This window comes from Micromonospora sp. NPDC051227 (assembly GCF_044455385.1).
In the GTDB taxonomy this organism is placed as follows: domain Bacteria; phylum Actinomycetota; class Actinomycetes; order Mycobacteriales; family Micromonosporaceae; genus Micromonospora.
Genome location: NZ_JBITET010000013.1, coordinates 61,638 through 81,628, shown reverse-complemented (window position 1 = coordinate 81,628; position 19,991 = coordinate 61,638). Strand labels below are relative to the sequence as shown.

The 19,991-nt window shown below is 72.1% G+C and carries 19 protein-coding genes; 9 read left to right on the top strand and 10 right to left on the bottom strand.

Going from position 1 to position 19,991, the window contains the following annotated elements; all coding sequences use genetic code 11:
* Positions 1-56: 56 nt before the first annotated feature.
* Positions 57-875 (top strand): helix-turn-helix transcriptional regulator, encoded by an 819-nt coding sequence (locus tag ACIA47_RS26465; protein WP_396711160.1) that lies wholly within the window; start codon positions 57-59, stop codon positions 873-875.
* Between the two features lie 25 nt (positions 876-900).
* On the opposite strand, the gene ACIA47_RS26460 is transcribed toward ACIA47_RS26465, so the two are convergent.
* The gene (locus ACIA47_RS26460; protein ID WP_203117824.1) at positions 901-1,668 is read right to left on the bottom strand and encodes a TetR/AcrR family transcriptional regulator; all 768 of its coding nucleotides are present in this window, start codon (positions 1,666-1,668) and stop codon (positions 901-903) included.
* A gap of 201 nt (positions 1,669-1,869) precedes the next feature.
* Here ACIA47_RS26460 and ACIA47_RS26455 point away from each other — a divergent pair, with 201 nt between their 5' ends.
* From ACIA47_RS26455 to ACIA47_RS26440, 4 genes are all read left to right on the top strand, one after another.
* Positions 1,870-3,162 (top strand): sensor histidine kinase, encoded by a 1,293-nt coding sequence (locus ACIA47_RS26455; protein ID WP_396711159.1) that lies wholly within the window; start codon positions 1,870-1,872, stop codon positions 3,160-3,162.
* The gene (locus ACIA47_RS26450; protein WP_396711158.1) at positions 3,150-3,815 is read left to right on the top strand and encodes a response regulator; all 666 of its coding nucleotides are present in this window, start codon (positions 3,150-3,152) and stop codon (positions 3,813-3,815) included. Before ACIA47_RS26455 ends, ACIA47_RS26450 begins: the two co-directional genes overlap by 13 nt.
* A 102-nt stretch (positions 3,816-3,917) precedes the next feature.
* The gene (locus ACIA47_RS26445) at positions 3,918-4,979 is read left to right on the top strand and encodes a Gfo/Idh/MocA family oxidoreductase (protein ID WP_396711156.1); all 1,062 of its coding nucleotides are present in this window, start codon (positions 3,918-3,920) and stop codon (positions 4,977-4,979) included.
* A gap of 236 nt (positions 4,980-5,215) precedes the next feature.
* On the top strand, positions 5,216-5,764 hold the full coding sequence (locus ACIA47_RS26440) for a DUF1062 domain-containing protein (RefSeq protein WP_396711155.1): 549 nt from the start codon (positions 5,216-5,218) through the stop codon (positions 5,762-5,764).
* 41 nt (positions 5,765-5,805) lie between these two features.
* Here the strand turns inward: ACIA47_RS26440 and ACIA47_RS26435 are convergent, their stop codons facing one another.
* The 4 genes from ACIA47_RS26435 to ACIA47_RS26420 all read right to left on the bottom strand — a co-directional run bounded on the left by ACIA47_RS26435 (position 5,806) and on the right by ACIA47_RS26420 (position 8,429).
* Positions 5,806-5,964 carry a hypothetical protein gene (locus ACIA47_RS26435; protein ID WP_203117816.1) on the bottom strand — a complete coding sequence of 53 codons (159 nt, stop codon included), beginning with the start codon at positions 5,962-5,964 and terminating at the stop codon, positions 5,806-5,808.
* An 86-nt stretch (positions 5,965-6,050) separates the two neighbouring features.
* Positions 6,051-6,275, bottom strand: a complete 225-nt coding sequence (locus ACIA47_RS26430; protein WP_203117814.1) for a winged helix-turn-helix domain-containing protein — start codon at positions 6,273-6,275, stop codon at positions 6,051-6,053.
* Between the two features lie 557 nt (positions 6,276-6,832).
* Positions 6,833-7,054, bottom strand: a complete 222-nt coding sequence (locus tag ACIA47_RS26425) for a hypothetical protein (protein WP_030335934.1) — start codon at positions 7,052-7,054, stop codon at positions 6,833-6,835.
* Between the two features lie 280 nt (positions 7,055-7,334).
* Positions 7,335-8,429: a PIN domain-containing protein gene (locus tag ACIA47_RS26420; RefSeq protein WP_203117812.1), complete on the bottom strand. Its 1,095-nt coding sequence runs from the start codon at positions 8,427-8,429 to the stop codon at positions 7,335-7,337.
* Between the two features lie 219 nt (positions 8,430-8,648).
* On the opposite strand from ACIA47_RS26420, the gene ACIA47_RS26415 reads away from it, so the two are divergent.
* Entirely contained in the window at positions 8,649-10,685 is a 2,037-nt protein-coding gene (locus ACIA47_RS26415) for a glycosyl hydrolase family 28-related protein (RefSeq protein WP_396711153.1), read from the top strand.
* 45 nt (positions 10,686-10,730) lie between these two features.
* On the opposite strand, the gene ACIA47_RS26410 is transcribed toward ACIA47_RS26415, so the two are convergent.
* The 4 genes from ACIA47_RS26410 to ACIA47_RS26395 form a co-directional block, all read right to left on the bottom strand.
* Positions 10,731-11,366, bottom strand: a complete 636-nt coding sequence (locus ACIA47_RS26410) for a hypothetical protein (protein WP_396711151.1) — start codon at positions 11,364-11,366, stop codon at positions 10,731-10,733.
* A 13-nt stretch (positions 11,367-11,379) separates the two neighbouring features.
* A complete protein-coding gene (locus ACIA47_RS26405) occupies positions 11,380-12,480 on the bottom strand; it encodes an SRPBCC domain-containing protein (protein WP_396711150.1) in 1,101 nt (366 codons plus the stop codon).
* Positions 12,481-12,548: 68 nt separating this feature from the next.
* Positions 12,549-13,598, bottom strand: coding sequence for an NAD(P)H-dependent flavin oxidoreductase (locus ACIA47_RS26400; protein WP_396711149.1), 1,050 nt, complete (start codon positions 13,596-13,598; stop codon positions 12,549-12,551).
* Between the two features lie 29 nt (positions 13,599-13,627).
* Entirely contained in the window at positions 13,628-14,740 is a 1,113-nt protein-coding gene (locus tag ACIA47_RS26395; protein ID WP_238410360.1) for a hypothetical protein, read from the bottom strand.
* A 493-nt stretch (positions 14,741-15,233) separates the two neighbouring features.
* Between ACIA47_RS26395 and ACIA47_RS26390 the strand changes: the two genes are divergently transcribed.
* Entirely contained in the window at positions 15,234-17,552 is a 2,319-nt protein-coding gene (locus ACIA47_RS26390) for a M64 family metallopeptidase (protein WP_396711148.1), read from the top strand.
* A gap of 171 nt (positions 17,553-17,723) precedes the next feature.
* A complete protein-coding gene (locus ACIA47_RS26385; RefSeq protein WP_203117809.1) occupies positions 17,724-17,996 on the top strand; it encodes a hypothetical protein in 273 nt (90 codons plus the stop codon).
* Between the two features lie 29 nt (positions 17,997-18,025).
* Here ACIA47_RS26385 and ACIA47_RS26380 read toward each other — a convergent pair whose 3' ends face one another.
* Positions 18,026-19,294 carry an Nramp family divalent metal transporter gene (locus ACIA47_RS26380; protein ID WP_112624877.1) on the bottom strand — a complete coding sequence of 423 codons (1,269 nt, stop codon included), beginning with the start codon at positions 19,292-19,294 and terminating at the stop codon, positions 18,026-18,028.
* Positions 19,295-19,563: 269 nt separating this feature from the next.
* On the opposite strand from ACIA47_RS26380, the gene ACIA47_RS26375 reads away from it, so the two are divergent.
* On the top strand, positions 19,564-19,971 hold the full coding sequence (locus ACIA47_RS26375) for a GntR family transcriptional regulator (RefSeq protein ID WP_203117807.1): 408 nt from the start codon (positions 19,564-19,566) through the stop codon (positions 19,969-19,971).
* Positions 19,972-19,991 lie beyond the last annotated feature (20 nt).

The following is a 19,991-nucleotide window of genomic DNA, read 5'->3' as shown; positions in this document are numbered from 1 at the left end:
TCCTGGTAGTGGCAGGACCAGGCTGGGCGGTCGGTGGCGGCTCCTACGATGGGCGGGTGAGCACGGCCGGCCCGCTGGGCGAATACCTGCGTGCCCGGCGCGAGCTGATCGGGCCGGGTGACGTCGGCCTGCCCGCGCACGGCCGTCGGCGGGTGCCCGGCCTGCGGCGCGAGGAGGCGGCCCTGCTCGCCGGCATCAGCGCCGACTACTACCTGCGGTTGGAGCAGGGGCGCGATCGGCACCCGTCGACGCAGGTGGTCGAGGCGCTGGCCCGCGCGCTGAGGCTGGACGCGGACGCCGCGGCACACCTGCACGGCCTGGCCCGGCCGGTGCCGGCCCGCCGGGCGGCGCGACCATCGGAGCGGGTGCCGGTGGGTATCCGGCAGTTGGTCGGTTCGTGGGCCGAGCCCGCCTTCGTGCACGGTCGACACCTGGACGTGCTCTTCGCCAACCCCGTCGCGACCGCGCTGGCGCCGATCTTCACCGCCGGGGTGAACCTGCTGCGCGCAGTCTTTCTGGACCCGAGCGTGCCGGCGCTCTACCCGGGTCTGACGGCGGTCGCGGCCAACGCGGTGGCCGGCCTGCGCGCACAGGTCGGCCCCGAGGTGGACGACCCCCGCCTCATCGAGCTGGTAGAGGAGCTGACGGCCGGCAGCGAGCGGTTTCGGCGGTTGTGGGCCCGGCACGACGTCACGGCCCGTGCGGGCGGCGGGGTGCGGGTGTTCCAGCACCCGGAGCTGGGCGAGTTGGCGCTGCGCTACGAGAAGCTCGCGATCAGCGGCACCACCCAGTCGCTGGTCGTCTATCACGCCGAGCCGGGCAGCCCGTCGGCGCGCTCACTGGCCCGGCTGGCTCGACGGGCGGCACCGCGCTAGCCTCGCCGTCCCCGAAGCGGGCCGGCTATCGGGTGGCCGCCCGCTCGGCGACCACCACCGAGATCCCGTCGAGGACGCGTTGCAGACCGAACTCGAACGCGTACTCCGGGCCGTACGCGGCGCCGTGCTGTTGGCCGGCCGCGGTGCCGACCCGGGACGCGGTGGGGTAGGCGCCGGGTTTCAGGAAGGTCTCCAGCCAGGGCGCGTGCGACTGCCACCACTGACCGTCGGTCATGCCGGTCTCGCGCTCCAGGTCGACCACTTCGGAGGCGGCCCGGGCGGCGCTCTTGACGTGACCCAGCACGAGGGTGAGCACCGCGTCGACCTCGACGTCGGTGAGCCCGATGTCGACGATCGCGCCGAGCTCGTAGTCGTACTTGGCCATCAGGTTCGGGCCGAGCACCGGTCGGGCCGTCTCGGCCCGCAGCATCCAGGGATGCCGTTGGTAGAGCGCCAGATTGTCGCGGGCGATCCGTTCCAGCCTGGTCCGCCAGTCGCCCTCGACGACGGGGCGCGGCATCTCGCCGTACGCGGTGTCGATCATGACGGCGACGAGTTCGGCCTTGCCCGGCACGTAGGTGTAGACCGACATCGTGCCGACCCCCAGCGCCTCACCGACCCGGCGCATGGTCAGCGCGTCGAGCCCCTCGGCGTCGGCGATGTCGATCGCGACCCGGACGATCCGGTCGACGCTGAGCGCCGGACCCGCGCTGCGACTGGTCGGCTCGCGGGTGCGCCAGAGAAGGGCCAGGCTGCGGGCCGGGTCTGCGGTCGCCTTGCGCTCACTCGCCATGGTGCGGCCATCCTAACAACGAGGCCGTACGCCGTACGACCGCGCCGGCCGCCGTCAGCACTGGTCACGCGGGCCGCGCGACGGCGCGTTCTTCCCGTTTCCGGAACCCCCGCACACCCGGTCGCCGGTAGTGCTGGGCATACCCGAAGAGTGGATCTGGACGGCTGGGGCACCCGGTCGCTCGCGATTAGCGTCTGCTGCATGACCTCGGAACACCCTTCACACCTGGCCGAGGCGCTACGCCGCCGCCGCTGGCTGATCTCCGCGTGGCCCTGGCGCGCACTGGCCTACCTGGTGACCACAGTGCCGATCGCCGGCGTCCTCGGCGTCGGGCTGCTCGTCATCGGCGCCCCCCTGCTGGCCGCTGCCAACGGGCTCCGACAGCACGGCCGACCGCCGAGCATCGCGCTGATGCTGTTCCTGATCACCGGCAGCATCATCCTGCTGGCGTTGGCCCCGCTCCTGAGCTTCGCGGTGGCCGCCATCGAGCGGTGGCGGGTCGGGCTCGTCGACGGTCGTCCGCTGCCCTCGTCGCCGTGGCCGGGCCTGGCCGCCCGATACCGCAGCGCCGCCACCTGGCGGGAGGTGGCGTACCTGTTCTGGCTGGGCGGGTTCACGCCGGTCGCGTACTGGGTGTTCCTGGTGCTGGTGCTGCTCGACCTCGGGATGATCTCCAGCCCCTGGCTGGCCGGCGACGCCAACCAGCCGGTGGTGATCTGGCAGCCCATCGACAGCACCGGCGAAGCCATTCCGTACGCGATCGTCGGGGTGCTGCTGATCCCGGTGCTCTGGTACGCCATCGGCCTGCTCGCCGCCATCCAGGCAGCAGTGGCCCGGTGGTTGCTGGCCCACCCGGTGGACGCGGCGGCGCTGCGCGAGGTCGCCCGCTCCCGCACCCGACTGGTCGGCGCGTACGAGGCCGAACGCCGCCGCATCGAGCGCGACCTGCACGACGGCGCACAGCCCCGGCTCACCAGCCTCACCCTCCAGCTGGGGCTGGCCCGGCTGGACGTACCCGAGGACTCCCCCGCCTCCCGACCACTCGCCGTGGCGCACGACCAGGCCCGGGGTCTGATGGTGATGCTGCGGCAGTTGGTGCACGGCATCCGCCCGCAGAGCCTCACCGACCTCGGCCTGGCCGGCGCCGTACGCGAGCTGGCCGACGCCGCCACCATCCCGGTCGCCGTGCACGCCGACCTGCACGACGAGCTGCCGGAGATCGTGGAGACCACCGCCTACTTCGTGGTGTCCGAGGCGCTGGGCAATGTGGCCCGGCACTCCCGAGCGACCCGCGTCGACGTACGCCTCACCCGCGCAGCCGGTGACCTCGTCGTCGAGGTGACCGACGACGGTCACGGCGGCGCCGACGCGGCCCGGGGCACCGGCCTGACCGGGCTCGCCGACCGGGTCGCCGCCGTGGACGGCCGGCTGCTGCTGTCCAGCCCGCCCGGCGGCCCTACAGTGGTCCGGGTGGAGTTGCCATGCCGCCGGTGACCCGGGTGGTGCTCGCCGAGGACGAGGTGCTGCTGCGAGAGGGTCTGGTCGCCCTGCTGACCCGCTTCGACTTCACGGTCTGCGCAGCCGTCGGCTCCGCACCGGACCTGCTGGCGGCGGTCCGCGACCACCAACCGGACCTGGTGCTGACCGACATCCGGATGCCGCCGGGTCGCCGCGACGACGGGCTGCGCGCGGCCGTCGCGCTGCGCACCGAGCGACCTGACCTCCCGGTCGTGGTGCTCAGCCAGTACGTGCAGACCGGGTACGCGGCGGCGCTGCTGGACAGCGGCGACGGCCAACGGGTGGGCTACCTGCTCAAGGACCGGGTCGCCGAGGTCACCGAGTTCGTCGACACGCTGCGCCGGGTCGCCGGCGGCGGCACCGCCATCGACCCGGACGTGGTCCGGCAACTTCTGCACCGCCCCCGCGACCCGCTCGCCGCACTGTCCGTCCGGGAACGCGAGGTGTTGGCGCTGCTCGCCGAGGGGCGGTCCAACGCGTCGATCGCCGGCCGGTTGCACGTCAGCGAGGCGGCGGTCGGCAAGCACGTCGGCAACATCCTGCTCAAGCTCGACCTGCCACCCAGCGACGACACCAACCGTCGGGTGTTGGCGGTCCTCACCTACCTGCGCGCCGACCCGGTGGCCTGACCGGCGCCGGGCCGAGATCGGGCCCGACCGCCCCCGGCGTAGATTCTTCTCAGCGGTACCGACGCCAGGTCAGGGCGCGGACCATCAAGACGGGGGCACGGCATGGCGAAGGCGCTGCGGGTTGGTCTGCTGGGGTACGGGCTGGCGGGCCGGGTGTTCCACGCGCCGCTGATCGCCGCGACTCCCGGGCTGCGGCTCGACGCCATCGTGACCCGTGATCCGCAGCGACGCGAGCAGGCCCGACAGCACTTCCCGGACGCCCGCCTGGTCGACGACGCCGACGAGCTGTGGCGTACCCCGGACGCCCTGGACCTGGTCGTGGTGGCGACGCCGAACCGGCAGCACGTGCCGATGGCCCGCGCGGCGCTCGCCGGCGGCCTGCCGGTCGTCGTCGACAAGCCCCTCTCTCCGACCGCCGCGGAGGGCCGCGTGCTGATCGACGAGGCGACCGAGCGTGGGGTGCCGCTGACGGTCTTCCAGAACCGGCGCTGGGACGGCGACTTCCTGACCGTCCGCCGCCTGGTCGAGCAGGGCGAGTTGGGGCAGGTGCTGCGCTTCGAGTCCCGGTTCGAGCGGTTCCGTCCGACGATCAAGCCGGGCTGGCGGGAGCTCGCCGGTCCGGAGGAGGCCGGCGGTGCCCTCTTCGACCTCGGCGCGCACCTCGTCGACCAGGCGGTGCAGCTGTTCGGCCGGGTCGACCGGGTCTACGCGGAGGTGGACCGTCGCCGCGCGGGGGCGGCCGTCGACGACGACGCCTTCGTGGCGTTGACCCACGCCAACGGGGTCCACTCGCACCTGTGGATGGGCGCGGTGACCGCCCAACTCGGGCCGCGCCTGCGGGTGCTGGGCGATCGGGCCGGCTACACCAGTTACGGGCTGGACGTGCAGGAGGCGGCGCTGCACGACGGTGGCCGACCGGACCAGCCGGGTTGGGGCGAGGTCCCGTCGGACCGCTACGGCCTGCTCGGCGTCGACGGTGACCTGCGGCCGGTGCCCACCGAGCCCGGCGCGTACCAGAGCTTCTACGCCCAGGTGGCGGCTGCGCTGCGCGACGGCGCGCCGATGCCGGTGGACCCCCGGGACTCCGTCCACACTGTCGAGTTGATCGAGCTGGCCCACCGGTCGGCGGCCGAGGGCGTGGTGCTGCCGGTCCCGACCGCCTGACCGGGGCCTGACACCCGGTCGGCACGTCCCGCCGGCGGGGCCGTCCTTGCAGACGCGAAAACCAGTGGAGCGGCGCCGCCGTACGCCGTTACCGTGCTGCGCAACCAGGTCGTCTAGGCAAGGACGTGCCGTTGTACACCCTGTGAGACCTCCCGAGAGCTGATCTGTCGCGCGTCGCGCAGCTGCGCCGCGCTCCTTTTTGCTGCGGACTTCTCACTGAAAACCGGTGTACCTCTGTGCTCAGAAATTGGGCCGTCGTGCCCACCTGCCTGCCCATCATTCGCCGCCGTTGCCACGCGTGCGCGTCCCACCGCCTTCGGGCGAGCGGCAAGTTCCGGGTCAACGCCAACCACAAGATCCTCGACGTCTGGCTTCTCGCGCTCTGCACCGGGTGCGGGGAGACGGCGAAGCTCACCGTCCTGGAGCGGATGACAGTGCGCTCCATCCCACCCGAACTGCTGGACCGGCTCCATGCCAACGACCCCGGCCTGATCGCCGACCTGCTCCAGGATCCGGCCGTCCAGCACCGAAACCGGTTCGCCCTGGACTGGACCGACGCCTGGCGTCTCGACACCGGCGGATCGGATCACCTGGACCTCGACGTGATCGACGTCGCGGTCCGCAACGCGGCGCGGATCCCGGTCCGGCCGACCCGACTGATCGCGGAGGGTTGCGGCCTCTCCCGGGCCGAGGTCGACCGACTGATCACGGAGGGGAAGATCGTTTCGGCGTTCCGGTTGAGCGGCAAGCTCTCCGGGGACTTCACCTTCACGCTGAAGCGCTGACCCGCCCTCGGGGCCTGTCGGGCACGACGCCGGGCAGGCCCCTAGTCGGCGTTCCGCTCGGATCGGGCCTCGTCCGGCGCGCGAGCGTCGTCGTCAGTCAAGGCGTCGTCGGACGTCGTGGCCAGGTTGGCGAGCCGGCGCTCGGCCTCCCGGACCTCTTCGTCGAGCCTGGGGTTCTCCTCGTCGGGACCCTGCGACATGGGGACCTCCATGGGGCGCGACCGGCAGACCTTCGTGTACCCAGCCTGAGGGCGGAGACACGGAGGTCTGCCACCGCCCCTTGAAATCAGATGTCCTCGGCAACCCACAGGCCACGGCCCTGCAGACCCACCACCAGGCCGCGTGTCTGAAGAACGATGATCGCCCGCTGGACCGTGGTCACACTGACGTCGTAGAGGTCCGATAGTTCGTTGTAGGTGGGCAGACGCTCCCCTGCCGCGTACTCGCCGCTCTTGATCCGTGCGGCGAGATCCTCAGCCACCTCGCGGTATCCGCCGGTAGGTATGGGCATGTGAAGGTTCCTTCGTTCGGCACCTTCCATCGGATCACGCCGCCCACAGGCCTTCAAGACCAACATTGCCTTAGGTACTAAAGGTCTCTAAGATTGAACGCATAGTGGTCGGTTCCTTCGTTCGGCAAGCGGTGGACCGGACCACGATCCCGCCCAGGGGCGAAGGCGAACAGGTCGACCCTGGGCGGGCCTGATCGCGTCTCGCGAAAGGCGTACCAATCATGCCGATCGACGAACCCGTGTCCAAGGCGACCGAGTTGTTCACGGCCGAACGGGTATTGGATGCCCACTGGACTCGGGCCCTCGAGAGGCCATGGCGAGCTGGCGGCTGCCTTGAGTGCCAAGGTCGCGACAACTGCTCGCAACTGGATTGGGCGTTGGCGCTTCTGGCGGACGTTGCCTCCGTCATGCTTCAGAAGCGGTGACCTGCGAGCTGGACGTGGTCGGCGGGTGAACCGCTGAGCGATTGCGGCGGACCAACGTACCGAGCGCCGGGCCGGTCGGCGGGCGCGCCGGGCTGGAGCCCGGGAGCGTTGCCGACCCGGCCCGGTGCCGGATCAGCGCTGCTTCAGCTCGCGCCAGGATGGGTGGGTGCCGCGCCAGGCGTCGGCGAGGATGGCCGCCGAGGCCCGGCTTGGGCACTGCTGCACCCGCTCACGACCCGACGCCCCACCGATCTGGGCGCGGACCTCCCAACCCTGCCCGTCAGTACGGATGTACACGTCCCGGCGCCCGCGCGGGGTCGTGTCTCCGTTCCACCAGTGCTCCTCCACCTTCATTCGCCGACCGTATAGCAATTCCCGCGCCGAGGGTACGGCGCAGGTATGCCCGGACCGGGGCAATGGCGACAATCCAGACGCATTTCGGGCCAACCGTTGACGGTTCGAAACCATAACGGGCGGTTCTCCGGCTCCTGACTTGCGAATCAGGAGCCCCGCCCCACTCTGCCCCCTCCCCGCAACTCCCACCCCCCAGCCGTTGTTGATCAAGAGGTTCCCGTCCTCAGTCGCGTTCCCGCTGACGCGAACCTTCTGATCGACACGGGCCGGGCGGGGCGGGTCAGGTCTGGGTTGTCAGCAGGTAGTCGTCGGCTTCGGGGCTCCAGCGCAGCTCCAGCACCCCGGCGGTGGCGGCAGCCTTGCAGAACTGCAGGAAGCTGCGGTAGCCGAGCTTCTTCTCGCTGAAGTCGGGGCGGGCCCGGCGTACCTGGTTCTTCAACCCGGACAGCGCCACCGGGTTCCCGCCGCTACCCAGGTCCGCCACGACGCCCCGGAGTAGGCCGAACGCCACCTCGCGGTCGCCGTGCTCGGGTAGCGAGACCTCCGGGTCACCCTTCGCCGGGCCCTCGGCCAACTCAATCACGTTGCGCTCGGCGAGGTGACGCAGCAGTTCGCCGAAGGTGCGGAAGCCGTAGTCGGACTCGCTGAAGGTGGGGTCCTTGCGCAGCAGGGTGCGCTTGAGTCGGGAAGCGGTGACCTCACCGTTGGCGCTGCCCTGCAACCCGGCGACCGACTGGGCCACGAAAACGGCGAGGGCGTCCACGTCCCGGCCGGGCTCCTCCCCCGCCGGACGGCGGTCCACCTCGGGCTCCTGCTCCCGCTCCGGCTCGGGTGGGCGCTGCTCGGCGCCGGCCTGCCGGGTGGCGGGACGCGCGCGCCTACCCCGGGCCGGCGGGATGTCCACGCCCTCCAGCCGGTCGTAGTAGAGGAACTCGTCGCACGCCGGGGGCAGCAGTCCCGAGGTGGACCCCTCGACCCCGACACCGATGACCCGCTTGTTCAGCTCGCGCAGCTTGTGCACCAGCGGCGTGAAGTCGCTGTCACCACTACAGATCACGAAGGTGGAGATGTAGTCGCGTTCGAACGCCAACTCGATCGCGTCGACGGCCATCTTGATGTCCGCTGCGTTCTTACGGGACGCGCCCATCCGCTGCGGGATCTCGATCAGCTCGACGTGGGACCGGGTGAGCATCCGGCGGTCCTCGTCGAAGTAGGACCAGTCGGCGTACGCCCGGCGGACCACCACCCGACCTCGTTCGGCCAACGCGTCGGCGATGGGCCGGAAGTCGAAGGCCGCGCCGCCGCGATGGTCGCGCGCGCCCAATGCGAGGTTCTCGTAGTCGAGGAAGAGGGCAATCCGGTCTTCTTGATCCACGCGAGTCAGCCTACGCCGGGCGTGAGCTGGTCGGGGCGGGCGACGCGCGACACCTCAACTCGATGACCGTCCATTTCTTGCGGCCCGATAGTCGTTTATTTTCGTTGTTCGATAGGTGTCTTGCAGTGCCCTGTCTGGTGCTGCATCATGACGATCAATGTCGGGCGTCGGGGGAACGCCGGGCGGACCTCCACCACCACCCACCCAGGAGGGTCACCGATGTTTCGCAGCCTCACGCCGGCGCGGGGACGCCCCGGCCGGCCCAGCGGCACCGCCGTCGCACTCGCGGCCGGTCTCGCCGTGCTGGTCGCCGGGCCCACCGCGGTCGCCGCCAGTCCACCCGCGTCCGCCAATGTGCAGCCGGTGGTCACCCGGGCCGCCCTCGATCCGGCGCTGGTCGCCGGACGCGGCGCGGACGTCGACTTTCTCGAGCAGGAAGCGGAGAACGCCCGCACCAACGGCGAGATCATCGGGCCCGACCGGACCGCCTACACGGTGCCCGCGGAGGCTTCCGGCCGCCGGGCGGTCCGGCTCACCCCCGGGGAGTACGTGGAGTTCGTCCTGCCCAGCGCGGCGAACGGGATCACCGTGCGGTACAGCATCCCGGACGCGCCGCAGGGGGGTGGGATCACCGCGCCGCTGCGGGTCGCGGTCAACGGCAAGCACCTGCGCACCATGACGCTCACGTCGCAGTACTCGTGGCTCTACAACCAGTACCCGTTCACCAACGACCCGCAGGCCGGTCTGCTGCACCCGGACTGGTGGATCACCGAGTGCCAGTGCGTGCCGTCGGCCACCACGCCGTACCCGAGCATCGACAAGCCGTTCCGACCCACCCACTTCTACGACGAGCAGCGGCTGCTGCTCGGGCGTACCTACCGGGCCGGCGACAAGGTCCGGCTCACCGCGCCGCCCGGTAGCGCGGCCGCCTGGACCGTCATCGACCTGCTCGACTCCGAGTTGGTCGCGCCGCCGCACGTCCGGCTGATCGCCGCGAACGTGCTCGCGTTCGGCGCCGACCCCACCGGCCGGCGGGATTCCGCCGACGCGCTGGACCGGGCCATCGCCTTCGCTCGGCGCGCCCACCTCACTGTGTACATCCCGCCGGGCACCTACCAGGTCAACCGGCACATCATCGTCGACGACGTGACCATCGAGGGCGCCGGCAACTGGTACACCACCATCAAGGGCCGCGAGGTCGCCCTGCCGACTCCCGCGCCGGACGGGTCGGTGCACACCGGAGTCGGGTTCTACGGGCGGGACGCCGCCGACGGCGGGAGCCGCAACGTGCACCTCTCCGGCTTCGCCATCGAGGGCGACGTGCGGGAGCGCATCGACACCGACCAGGTCAACGCGATCGGTGGGGCGATGAGCGACTCCACCGTCGACGGGCTCTACCTGCACCACACCAAGGCGGGCCTGTGGTTCGACGGCCCGATGCGCAACGTCCGGGTCACCAACAACATCATCGTCGACCAGATCGCCGACGCGCTCAACTTCCACACCGGCGTGACCGACTCCCTCGTGTCGCACAACTTCGTCCGCAACACCGGCGACGACGGCCTGGCGATGTGGTCGGAGAAGACGGCCAACGCACGGAACAGGTTCGACCACAACACCGTGCAGTCACCGACCCTGGCCAACGGCATCGCCATCTACGGCGGCACCGACACCACGGTCTCGCACAACCTGGTCGCCGACCCGGTACGCGAGGGCAGCGGCCTGCACGCCGGGGCCCGCTTCGGCGCGGAGCCGTTCGCCGGGCACCTGCGGTTCACCAACAACACCACCGCCCGCGCCGGCACGTACGAGCTGAACTGGAACATCGGGCTGGGCGCGATCTGGGTCTTCGCCCTGGATCGCAGCATCGCGGCGCCCATCGAGGTGACCGGCGACGCGTACCTGGACAACACGTACAACGCGATCATGTTGGTCAGCGACTGGCCGGTGAAAGATCTCTACTCGATCTCCGACGTGCGGTTCCGGGACGTCCGGGTGGACGGCACCGGCACCTCGGTGGTCAGCGCCCGCGCGGCCGGGTCCGCCTCGTTCGCCAACGTGGACGCCCGCAACGTCGGCGCGGTCGGTGTCAACAACTGCGGATCGTTCCACTTCACCCCGGCCGGTTCGGAGTTCACACTGACCGACCTCGGCGGTAACGACGGCGGGTGGCTTGCGCCGTGGCTGCTGCCCAACACCATCACCTGCGACGACCGGCCGCCCGTTTCTCCGCCCCCGCCTCCGGCGCGGTGGTGACAGCGGTGGGCGGTCCGATCGCTCGGGCCGCCCACCGCGCACAGATCAGCGCGTCCTGGCGTACGCCAGCGGCACGGTAGTGGACTGACCGTCCCATCCGCCGCTCAGCGTGCCCCCGGCCGGCCCGTCGGCCCCGGCCCGCGGCCGGCGCACGACGACCAGCTCGACGGTGTCGGTGTCGATGAGCGTGCGGTCCTCGTCGACCACCCGCCGCACCGCGCCGACGGCCGGTACCTGGGCGTCGGCGACGCCGTCGACGACGACCGTCATGGTCGGCTCACGCACCTCGCGCCGGCCGTCGACCTCGAAGTACTGTTGCGCCTGGCCGCTGCCGGTGAGGATCGCGTGGGCGAGCGCGGCCGCGTACACCGGGTCGCCGCAGCCGTCGTACACCCAGCGCCGGCCGAGCACCGAGTGCTCGGTGGTGCCGACCAGCCAGGCGTCCGCACCGTCGAGGGGCGCGGCGCGGTAGGTGAGCGGAACATGGTGGACAGGCCCGTCCGCGGCACCGACCAGCATCGTCTCGATGCCGACCTCGCCGGCCGGGTCGTCGAAGCGGTAGGCGCCCCGGCTCACCACCTCGACGCCGGTCGGTCCGGCGAACCACTGTCGGCCGGGCAGCCAGGCCGTCAACAGGTCCAGTTTCGTTGGGCGCAGGGTCGCCCTGTGCAGCAGTGCCATGACGGCAGCCTAGTCAGAGACCCGCGCACTGCTGCCCGCCGATCGTGCAGCTCTCCGGCTCCCGCGCCTTCGGTCGGCTGTCGCGGACGTCGAAGCTGATCGTCTGAGATCCCCCGGCCGCCACGGCGGCTCCGGTGAAGGTGATCACCCGCCTGTCCTGTCGCCAGTTCGCGCCGTCGACGTCGTCGACGGTGGTGCCTTCGGCGAGGGTGACCACCACGGCCCAGTCCGCCACCGGTGCGCTGCCGGGGTTGCTGACCACGATCTCGCCGGTGTAGCCGAACAGTCGACTGGAGTCGGTCTCGTAGCGGGCCGTGATGGGCGCCGGTGGCGGAGGTGGCGGGGGTGGCGCAGCCGAAGCGGGTGTCCGGGAGGGCTTCGCCGACGGGGTCCGGCTCGGCGGGGTGGTCGCCGACGCGGTGGTCCGGGAGGGGCGCGCCGAGGCAGTCGCCGTGGGGGCAACGGTCACCCTGCCGGCCGTCACGGTAGGTGACGCGGTGGCGGTCTGCGCGGGCGCGGCGGCCGGCTTCGGGTCGGACGGCAGCGTCACCCATGCCGCCGTCCCCGCCACCAGCACGGCTCCGGCGACCACGGCGACCAGCGTGCGACGCCGACGGGGGTTGCGGCCAGCCCTGCCGCGTACGCCGATCAGCGGCAGTTCCGCGGTCATCCCACCGTCGGCCCGGCTCAGGTCGACCTGCTGGAAGGCGAGCCAGTCGAGGATGGCCGGCAGCCGTACCGTCAGCGCCTGCCGGAGCTGTTGCTCGCGCGGCTCGTGCTGCTCGGCCGACCACGCGCCGTGCGTGCTGACCTCCCGTAGCTCCAGTCGGCAGCCCTGCTTCGTGGTCGTGACCGTGCAGGTCAGCTCGCTGAGCCGACCGGCCTCGTCGCAGGCCAGCACGAGGAGGTCCGGCTCCTGCCGCTCGGTCACCTCGACCTCGACGTCGGCCTCGAAGCCGGGCAGGCCGCCGGTATGCAGCAGCATCCGGTCCGCTACGCCCTCGACCATCCCGGCCTCGGCGAACCACCGGCCGAGCAACTCCCGATCGGTCAGAGCGCGCCAGACCCGCTCAGCCGGGTGGGACAGGTCGACCTGCGCACCGATCTCGATCACGGCGAGACTCTAACGGGTTGCCCGCCCGGCCTCTCCCGGCCCGCCCGAGCCGGTTGCCGGCCTCCTGGTCAGCCCCAGCGGCTGGACCGTTCGACCACTGTGGCCAGCGCGGCCCGGGCGTCGGCGCTCACCTCGGCCACCACCTGCGCGGCCGGCACCTCCCGGGCCAGCGGGTGCGCCTGCCCGGCCCACAGGTTGGCCACCGATGCGTCCGCGTCGCGCCGGGCGGCGGCGAGCAGGGGACGCGTAAGGTGCAGCACCTGGGGGTAACCGCTCGGTGCCACCGAGTCGTGCTGACGCAGGAAGTCGTTGGCCACGCCACGGGCCCGCTTACCGGTGTACGCCCGGGTCAACGCGGTCGGCGCGGCACTGGCCACCGCCGCCCGGTGCATCGGCGAACTGCCCGCCTCCGGGCAGCGCAGGAAGGCCGTGCCGAGTTGTGCGGCGGCAGCGCCGGCAGCGAGCACGGCGGCCACCGAGGGGCCGTCGACGAGGCCACCCGCGGCCACCAACGGCCGGTCACAGCGGGCGGCGGTCAGCCGGAGCAGCGGCAGCAACCCGTAGTCGTCGTCGTCCGGCAGGCCGCCGCGATGCCCACCGGCCTCGGTGCCCTGCACCACCACCGCGTCCACACCCAGGTCGGCGGCGGCGGTCGCGGCGTCCGGGCGGGTGACGGTGGCCCACACCTCGGTACCCCGCTCGCGCAGGGCGGTCACCGCCGCCCGGTCGGGCAGCCCGAACACGAAGGACACGACCGGGACCGGGTCCGCGAGCAGCGCGGCCAGTTTCTCCGGGTACGCGTCGTCGCCGCCCACCGGCTCGCCCAGGCCCACGCCGCGCTGCGCGGCCTGCGGGGCGAGCCGTTCGGCGTACGCCCGGATGGCGGCGTCGTCGACGCCCCCGGGGTCGGGCAGGAAGAGGTTCACACCGAACGGCCGGTCGGTACGCGCGCGGACCTCGCCGAGGTCGGTGACCAGCCGGCCGGTGTCGATCATCCCGGCGGCGAGGAAGCCCAGCCCACCCGCGGCGGACACGGCGGCCACCAGCGCGGGCGTGGACGGGCCACCAGCCATCGGGGCGGCGATGATCGGGTGGCGCAACGTGGACAGGACGGACATCCCTCCATCCTGCCGCAGGCCCGGCCCGCTCACCGGCGCGCGGTGTGCCTCCACCACAGCACGCCGGCCAACCCGAGCAGGAACAGCAGTGTTCCCGCACCGAGGGCCAGCGGCCAGGTCCGCCCAGCCCGGCCGCCGATCTCCCCGGCAGCCGGACGGACCGCCGTGGGCGACACCGGGTCGACGGACTCCGTGGAGGGCGCAGCGGTGGCCGTGCTGGCGGTGGCCGGGTAGCGCAGGATCGTCGAGCGGGTGCCTGCTGGTTGGCCGGCGGACTCGGAGACGGTGAGCAACGACCGGCCGTCGCGACTGTAGGTGATCGACTCGCCCTGGGGCTCGTCCGGCAGCGGGGTGATCCGCGGGGTGCCGGTGGTCAACGCGCGGACCACGTCACCGTCGGGCACGTCGTACTCGAAGGCGTCGGCGTAGCTGCGCAGCACCACCCGCCGACCGTCCGGTGCGCTTGCCGCGCCGGTGATAACGCCGCGCCCCAGGAACGAGAACGGGTTGCTGGTCGTGGTCGACGGCACTGTCACCTGACCGAGTGCGGTCAGCGGCGTCGTCACGTCCGATCGCAGCGCGGTGGCCGGCGCGTACAGGAAGACCGTGCCACTGCCGCCCTTGGTGACGATCAGCGGCCGACCGGACGCGTCGAGAAGCAGCGCCTCGGCGTCGTGCGGACGGTCCGGGTAGGTCATCCGGTGCAGCACCGGCTGCTTCGCCCCCGGCGCCAGCCGCCACACGCCGACCGTCGGCCGGGAGCGGTCGTTGTCACCGATGTCGGCGACCCAGACGGTGCCGTCGCGGCCGATGGCCAGGTCCTCGGTGTCGCGGGGCCGGGACGGGAAGGAGACGGTACGCGCCACCGCGCAGCGCTGGTCGAGGAAGAAGATCCGGCGGCGGGCCTCGTCGTCGGCCCCGTCGTTGATCACCACGTACCCCTCGTCGGTGGCGACCATCCCGGAGATCTCGCGCAGCCGGTCGTCGCGCACCTGGCAGACCGGCGTCCCCGCCGCCGCGCCTGCCGTGGCAGCGCCCGGCGCCAGCACCACGGCCGGCGGCAGCACGCCCGCGAGCAACGCGGTCACCACCGCCCCCGCACGAGCACGCCGCCCCCAGGTCAACCGTCCACGTACCCGCATCGCCCACCCTCCTCGTCGGGCCGTGACCGGCCACCCGCCCATCCTGGCCGATCCCGGCCACGGTGGGCGGTCATCGGGGGGACGCGCCGGAACCCCTGGTCGATGTACTGTCGCTCCGCCTGATCTTCAAGTCGAAGGGTGGACATGTCCGTGAGCGACACCGCGCCGGTCACCCGGTTGGGACGGCGGCTGCTGCGTGGTCGTGCCGTTGGCCGTGCCGGCGGAGGTCACGTTGACGCACTTGCCGGCGGAGATGAGCACACATCCATTGATGCTGAGCGCTGAGTTGCGCTGGCTGGGCCGAGCGGTCCAGGGGTGCCGGCCTTCGACTGACCGGCCTTGACGTTCACCGAGGACCGCCGAGGGTTACCTGTCGGTGCGCAGACCGGTACGGTCCGAGATGTCCACGGTCACGGCAGGCCCGGACGACGGCGCCCCCGCCGGGCCCGCCGCCGGGCACCGCCAGGCCGACCGGCCATGGAAGGGGCGCAGGGTGCGGATCAAAGCGGGGTTGTGTGTCGCGGCGCTCGTCGCGGCGGGACTGACGGTCGGCACACCGGCCGCCGCCAGACCGTCCGCCGTCCCGGTGGCCGGCACCAGCGTGGTGCCGATTCAGGTCACCGGTGACCCGGCGACGCGGTTCAACCTGGTGCTGCTGGGCGACGGTTACACCGAGGCCGACCTGCCCACCTTCCGAGCGCACGTGGACCGGCACCTCAACACCCTGTGGACGATCGAGCCGTTCAAGTCCTACCGCAGCTACTTCAACGTCTACGCCGTGGAGATCGTCTCGGCGGAGTCCGGGGTGGACTGCGACCCCGGCCTGTCCGCGCCGCGACGCGACACCGCGCTCGGCATGGGCTTCTGGGGTGGTTGCAACCCGGCGAGCGTGCAACGTCTGCTCACGGTCGACGGCACCGCCGCGAACGCGTACGCCGACCTGGCCGTCGGCACCAACCCCGGCAACCGGCAGCTGATCGCGCTGGCCAACAGCGGCACCTACGGTGGGGCCGGCGGCAGCAACGCCACCGCCTCCGGCGGCAACGCGCTCTCCGCGCTGATCAGCCCGCACGAGCTGGGGCACTCGCTCGGTGGCTTGCAGGACGAGTACGACTACTACGGCCGCGGGGTGCCGGGCGACACCTACAGCGGGCCGGAACCGGACTCGGTGCACCACACCGTGCTGACCGAGCGGCAGATGCGCGACACCCGCGCCAAGTGGTGGCGCTGGCTGGGTGAGCCGAGCGAGGCGGGCGGAACGATCGGCCGCTACGAGGGCGGCCTGTACCTCCAGCGTGGGGTGTGGCGACCGAGCCGGCACTCGATGATGAAGTCCCTGGGCTTCTACTTCGACCAGGTCGGCCGGGAGCGGATGACCGAACGGATCGCCGCCCGGGTCGGCATCGTGCAGGGCGGCACGGCCACCGATCAGGCGGTTGGCGCGGACCGGCTGCTCTGGGTGGACACCCTGCACCCGGTGAGCCACGCGCTGACCGTGACGTGGTCGGTGGACGGCAGGGCGGTGCCGCGTACCGGCAATGCCCGCCATCTGGACCTACGGAGACTACGACTCTCTCCCGGCCGGCACACGGTGACCGCCACGGTGACCGACCCGACGGAGTTCGTCCGCGACCCGGCGGTCCGCAGCTCACCGGCGCTGACCCAGACCCGCGCCTGGACCGTGGACACCGCGGTGCGTACCCCGGCGGTGGAGTCGCCGCTGGCGATCACCGCGTCCACCGCGACCGACCGGCCGGTCGGCGCGCACGATGTGGTGTACGTGCGGACCAGCCAGCCCACCGATCGGGCGCCACGCGTGCGCTGGACGCTCGACGGCCGGCCGGTGGCCGACAGCGGCACCGACCGGGACGTGGACCTGGGTGCCCTGCGCCTGCCGCGGGGTACCCATCGGCTGACCGCCCGGGTAGACGAGCCGGGCACCGGGAGGGCGGTGACCCGCACCTGGACGGTCGACGCGACCCGACCCGATGTGGCGTACGCCCTCTCCGAGCCGCTGCTCACCGTCACCCGGCCCGGCCGACCCACCGAGTACGTGTACAACGGCCCGTTCACCATGGGGTTGACCGGCACCGACGACGGCACCGGCCAGGTCACCTCGGAGTTCCGGCTCGACGGCGATGGGTGGCACAACTACTACGGCTGGCCCACCGACGCCCGATCGCCGTTTCTGTTCACCGCCACCGGCACCGACGTGGACGGCCTGGTCTACGGCAACCTCGGCTCGGGCGGCCTGTCCGTGTCCCCGTTCGCTGAGCGGTCTCCAGGGTACGGCCGGCACCGCATCGAGTACCGGGGTATCGACGCCGTCGGCAACATCGGACCGGCTCGTTCGTTCGTGGCCACGCTGATCCCGCCGCCACCGGCCTGCACCACAGTGGTCACCGGCCGACACGCCCGCCCGCTGACCGTCACCGCCGGTGTCACCTGCCTGCGCGCGGCCACCGTGACCGGGCCGGTCACCGTCGCGCCCGGCGCCGCACTGGTCGCCCAGGGCTCCTCGATCGCCGGGAACCTGACGGCGTCCCGCGCCACGGCCGTCGAGGTGCTGAACACCGAGGTACGCGGCGCGGTGGCGCTGACCGGCACCACCGACCACGTCACGATGGTGGGGGCTCGGGTGGCCGGGCCGTTGGCGCTGACCGGCACCGCATCGGCGCCCATCCTCGCCGGCGGCGAGGTGGGCGCGTTGGCCTGCTCGGGCGGCCCGACCCCAGTCGACCTGGGGGCGCCCACCACGGTGCGGAATCCGACCGCGGGCCACTGCCGTCGGGTCATGCCGCCGGCGGCATGACGATCAGCCTCAAGATCCGCGCAACTACCGGGACGTGCCGCTACCGCCGCCACGGAGGTAGCACTCCCGGGAACTGCACAGATCTTGACCAGCGTGGCGGCGTGAGTGCGGCGCTGGCGGGTAGGCAGGCCCCCCGGCGGCATGTCGACACCCGCCGGGTGGGAGGCTCCGATGAGCACGTACCGGGACGAACAGGGCGGCACGTTTCCTCCGCCCGAGGCGGATGCCCTGGAACAACGGCAGGACGCGGTCGACGTCGGGCCGCCGGACCGGGTGTCGGGTGACGTGGACCCGGAGGCGGCCGAGGCCGACCTGGCCGAGCAGGGCGCCTTCCCGGCGGGCACGCTCGAGGAGGTGACGTCCCTGCCGGCCGACGCCAACCCGGCGGACGCCCTCGAACAGCGCCAGGAGATCCCGGCCCGAGACGAGGGGCGTCGCACCTGACCGCACCCGCTCCAAGCCCACCAGCCGATTCAGCCGGCGACGACCTGCCAGAGGAGGAACGCGTTGAGCGCGACCACCAGCACGGCCACCAGGGACGCGGCGGCGGTGGTGAGCGGGTGGTTGACCAGGTTGCCCATCAGGTCGCGTCGGCGGGTGAAGGCGACCACCGGGATCAGCGCGAACGGGATGCCGAAGCTGAGGATGACCTGGGACAACACGAGCGCCCGGGTCGGGTCGAGGCCGATGGCGAGCACGGCCAGCGCGGGCAGCAGGGTGACCAGCCGACGCAGCAGCAGCGGTACCCGCCGACGCAGGAAGCCCTGCATGATCACCTCTCCGGCGTAGGTGCCGACGCTCGTGGAGGCGAGCCCGGAGACCAGCAGGGCGACGGCGAACCCGAACGCGGCGGCGGTCCCGATGGTCTGGCCGAGCCCGGCATGCACCCCCTCCAGGCTGTCCGCACCGCCCGGGCCGCCACCCCGGAAGCTGGCCGCTGCGATCAGCAGCATGGCGAGGTTGACCGCGCCGGCCGCGCTCAGGGCGAGCAGCACATCGGTGCGCTGACCGCGGAACAGGATCCGACGCTCGGTGTCGTCGGCGGCGGGAATCCGGTCGCGGGTGAGCGCGGAGTGCACGTAGATGACGTGCGGCATGACGGTCGCGCCGAGGATGCCGGCGGCCAACAGCACGCTGTCCGTGCCCTGTAGGCGGGGCACCAGACCGGCCATGGCCGAGGCAGGGTCGGAGCCGGAGGCGAGCAGGTTGGCGGCGAAGGCCAGGACGATGACCCCGAGCAGGACGGCGATGACAACCTCGAAGGCACGGTACCCGCGCGAGCGCAGGGCGAGCACGGCGAACGCGGCCGTGCCGATGATGATCCCGCCGGGCAGCAGGGGGATTCCGAAGAGCAGGTACAGGGCGACCGCGCCCCCGATCACCTCGGCCAGATCGGTGGCCATGGCGACCAACTCGGCCTGTACCCACATCACCCGGTTCACCGGCCGGGGCAGGCGTTCCCGGCACAGCTCGGGCAGGCTGCGCCCGGTGGCCAGACCCAGCTTCGCGGTGAGCGTCTGCACCAGCATCGCCATCAGGTTGGCCACCACCACGACCCAGACCAGCAGGTAGCCGTAGCGGGCGCCGGCGGCGGAGTTGGTGGCGAAGTTGCCGGGGTCGACGTACGCGACGGCGGCGACGAACGCCGGACCGAGCAGGATCAACCGCCCGCGTACGCGGCCCCGGGCGCGGGCGGCCTGTAGTGGAGTCGCCCTCGACGTCGTCAGTTCGTTGGTGACCATCGAACACCTCCCCGTCCACGCGGATCGCTGCCGGTCCCTTCCCCGCAGGCTGACCCTTGGGTGCCAACCGGTGGCCTGCCGGTGCCACCAGGGTCCTGCCCGCCGCGCCGGGCCCGACCCGATGCGCACGCCGGCCAGCAAGCGGCGCGCCGGACGAGACGCGCCGCGCCCGGACAGAACGTGTCGCGCCGGGCTTGACAGTCGGTGGGTCACCGATGAAGCTGTCTATTAGTCCTACTGTCGTAGGACAACAGGAAGGATCATCGGGAGTGATCGAGTTCGTACTGGACAGCCGGTCGAAGGTGAACACCTACATGCAGCTCGTGCAGCAGGTGAAACAGGCGCTACGGGTTGGCCTGCTGACACCGGGCGACCAGTTGCCGAAGGTCCGGGACGTCGCGCAATCCCTGGCGATCAACCCGAACACGGTGCTGAAGGCGTACCGCGAGTTGGAGATTGAGGGTCTGGTCGGTGGCCGACCCGGGGTGGGCACGTTCGTCCAGCGCACCCTGGCCGGCGCGTCCCTGCCCAACCAGGCCGAGCTGCGCGACGACCTGGTCGCCTGGCTGCACCGGGCGAAAGCGGCCGGCCTCACGGCCGAGGACGTCATCGCCCTGGTGGAGACGACGCTGCGCGCCACCCTCGCCGACGACGCCCCGCAGAAGGAGCCCGCATGAACGGAACGAGAGGACAAGGG

What these genes read in the sequence shown, in the direction of transcription:
- ACIA47_RS26410 (WP_396711151.1), bottom strand. Translation starts at nt 11,366, where the DNA reads ATGGCACTGCTGCACAGGGCGACCCTGCGCCCAACGAAACTGGACCTG.
- ACIA47_RS26400 (WP_396711149.1), bottom strand. Translation starts at nt 13,598, where the DNA reads ATGTCCGTCCTGTCCACGTTGCGCCACCCGATCATCGCCGCCCCGATG.
- ACIA47_RS26460 (WP_203117824.1), bottom strand. Translation starts at nt 1,668, where the DNA reads ATGGCGAGTGAGCGCAAGGCGACCGCAGACCCGGCCCGCAGCCTGGCC.
- ACIA47_RS26445 (WP_396711156.1), top strand. Translation starts at nt 3,918, where the DNA reads ATGGCGAAGGCGCTGCGGGTTGGTCTGCTGGGGTACGGGCTGGCGGGC.
- ACIA47_RS26455 (WP_396711159.1), top strand. Translation starts at nt 1,870, where the DNA reads ATGACCTCGGAACACCCTTCACACCTGGCCGAGGCGCTACGCCGCCGC.
- ACIA47_RS26380 (WP_112624877.1), bottom strand. Translation starts at nt 19,294, where the DNA reads ATGGTCACCAACGAACTGACGACGTCGAGGGCGACTCCACTACAGGCC.
- ACIA47_RS26435 (WP_203117816.1), bottom strand. Translation starts at nt 5,964, where the DNA reads ATGTCGCAGGGTCCCGACGAGGAGAACCCCAGGCTCGACGAAGAGGTC.
- ACIA47_RS26415 (WP_396711153.1), top strand. Translation starts at nt 8,649, where the DNA reads ATGTTTCGCAGCCTCACGCCGGCGCGGGGACGCCCCGGCCGGCCCAGC.
- ACIA47_RS26395 (WP_238410360.1), bottom strand. Translation starts at nt 14,740, where the DNA reads ATGCGGGTACGTGGACGGTTGACCTGGGGGCGGCGTGCTCGTGCGGGG.
- ACIA47_RS26385 (WP_203117809.1), top strand. Translation starts at nt 17,724, where the DNA reads ATGAGCACGTACCGGGACGAACAGGGCGGCACGTTTCCTCCGCCCGAG.
- ACIA47_RS26430 (WP_203117814.1), bottom strand. Translation starts at nt 6,275, where the DNA reads ATGCCCATACCTACCGGCGGATACCGCGAGGTGGCTGAGGATCTCGCC.
- ACIA47_RS26425 (WP_030335934.1), bottom strand. Translation starts at nt 7,054, where the DNA reads ATGAAGGTGGAGGAGCACTGGTGGAACGGAGACACGACCCCGCGCGGG.
- ACIA47_RS26450 (WP_396711158.1), top strand. Translation starts at nt 3,150, where the DNA reads ATGCCGCCGGTGACCCGGGTGGTGCTCGCCGAGGACGAGGTGCTGCTG.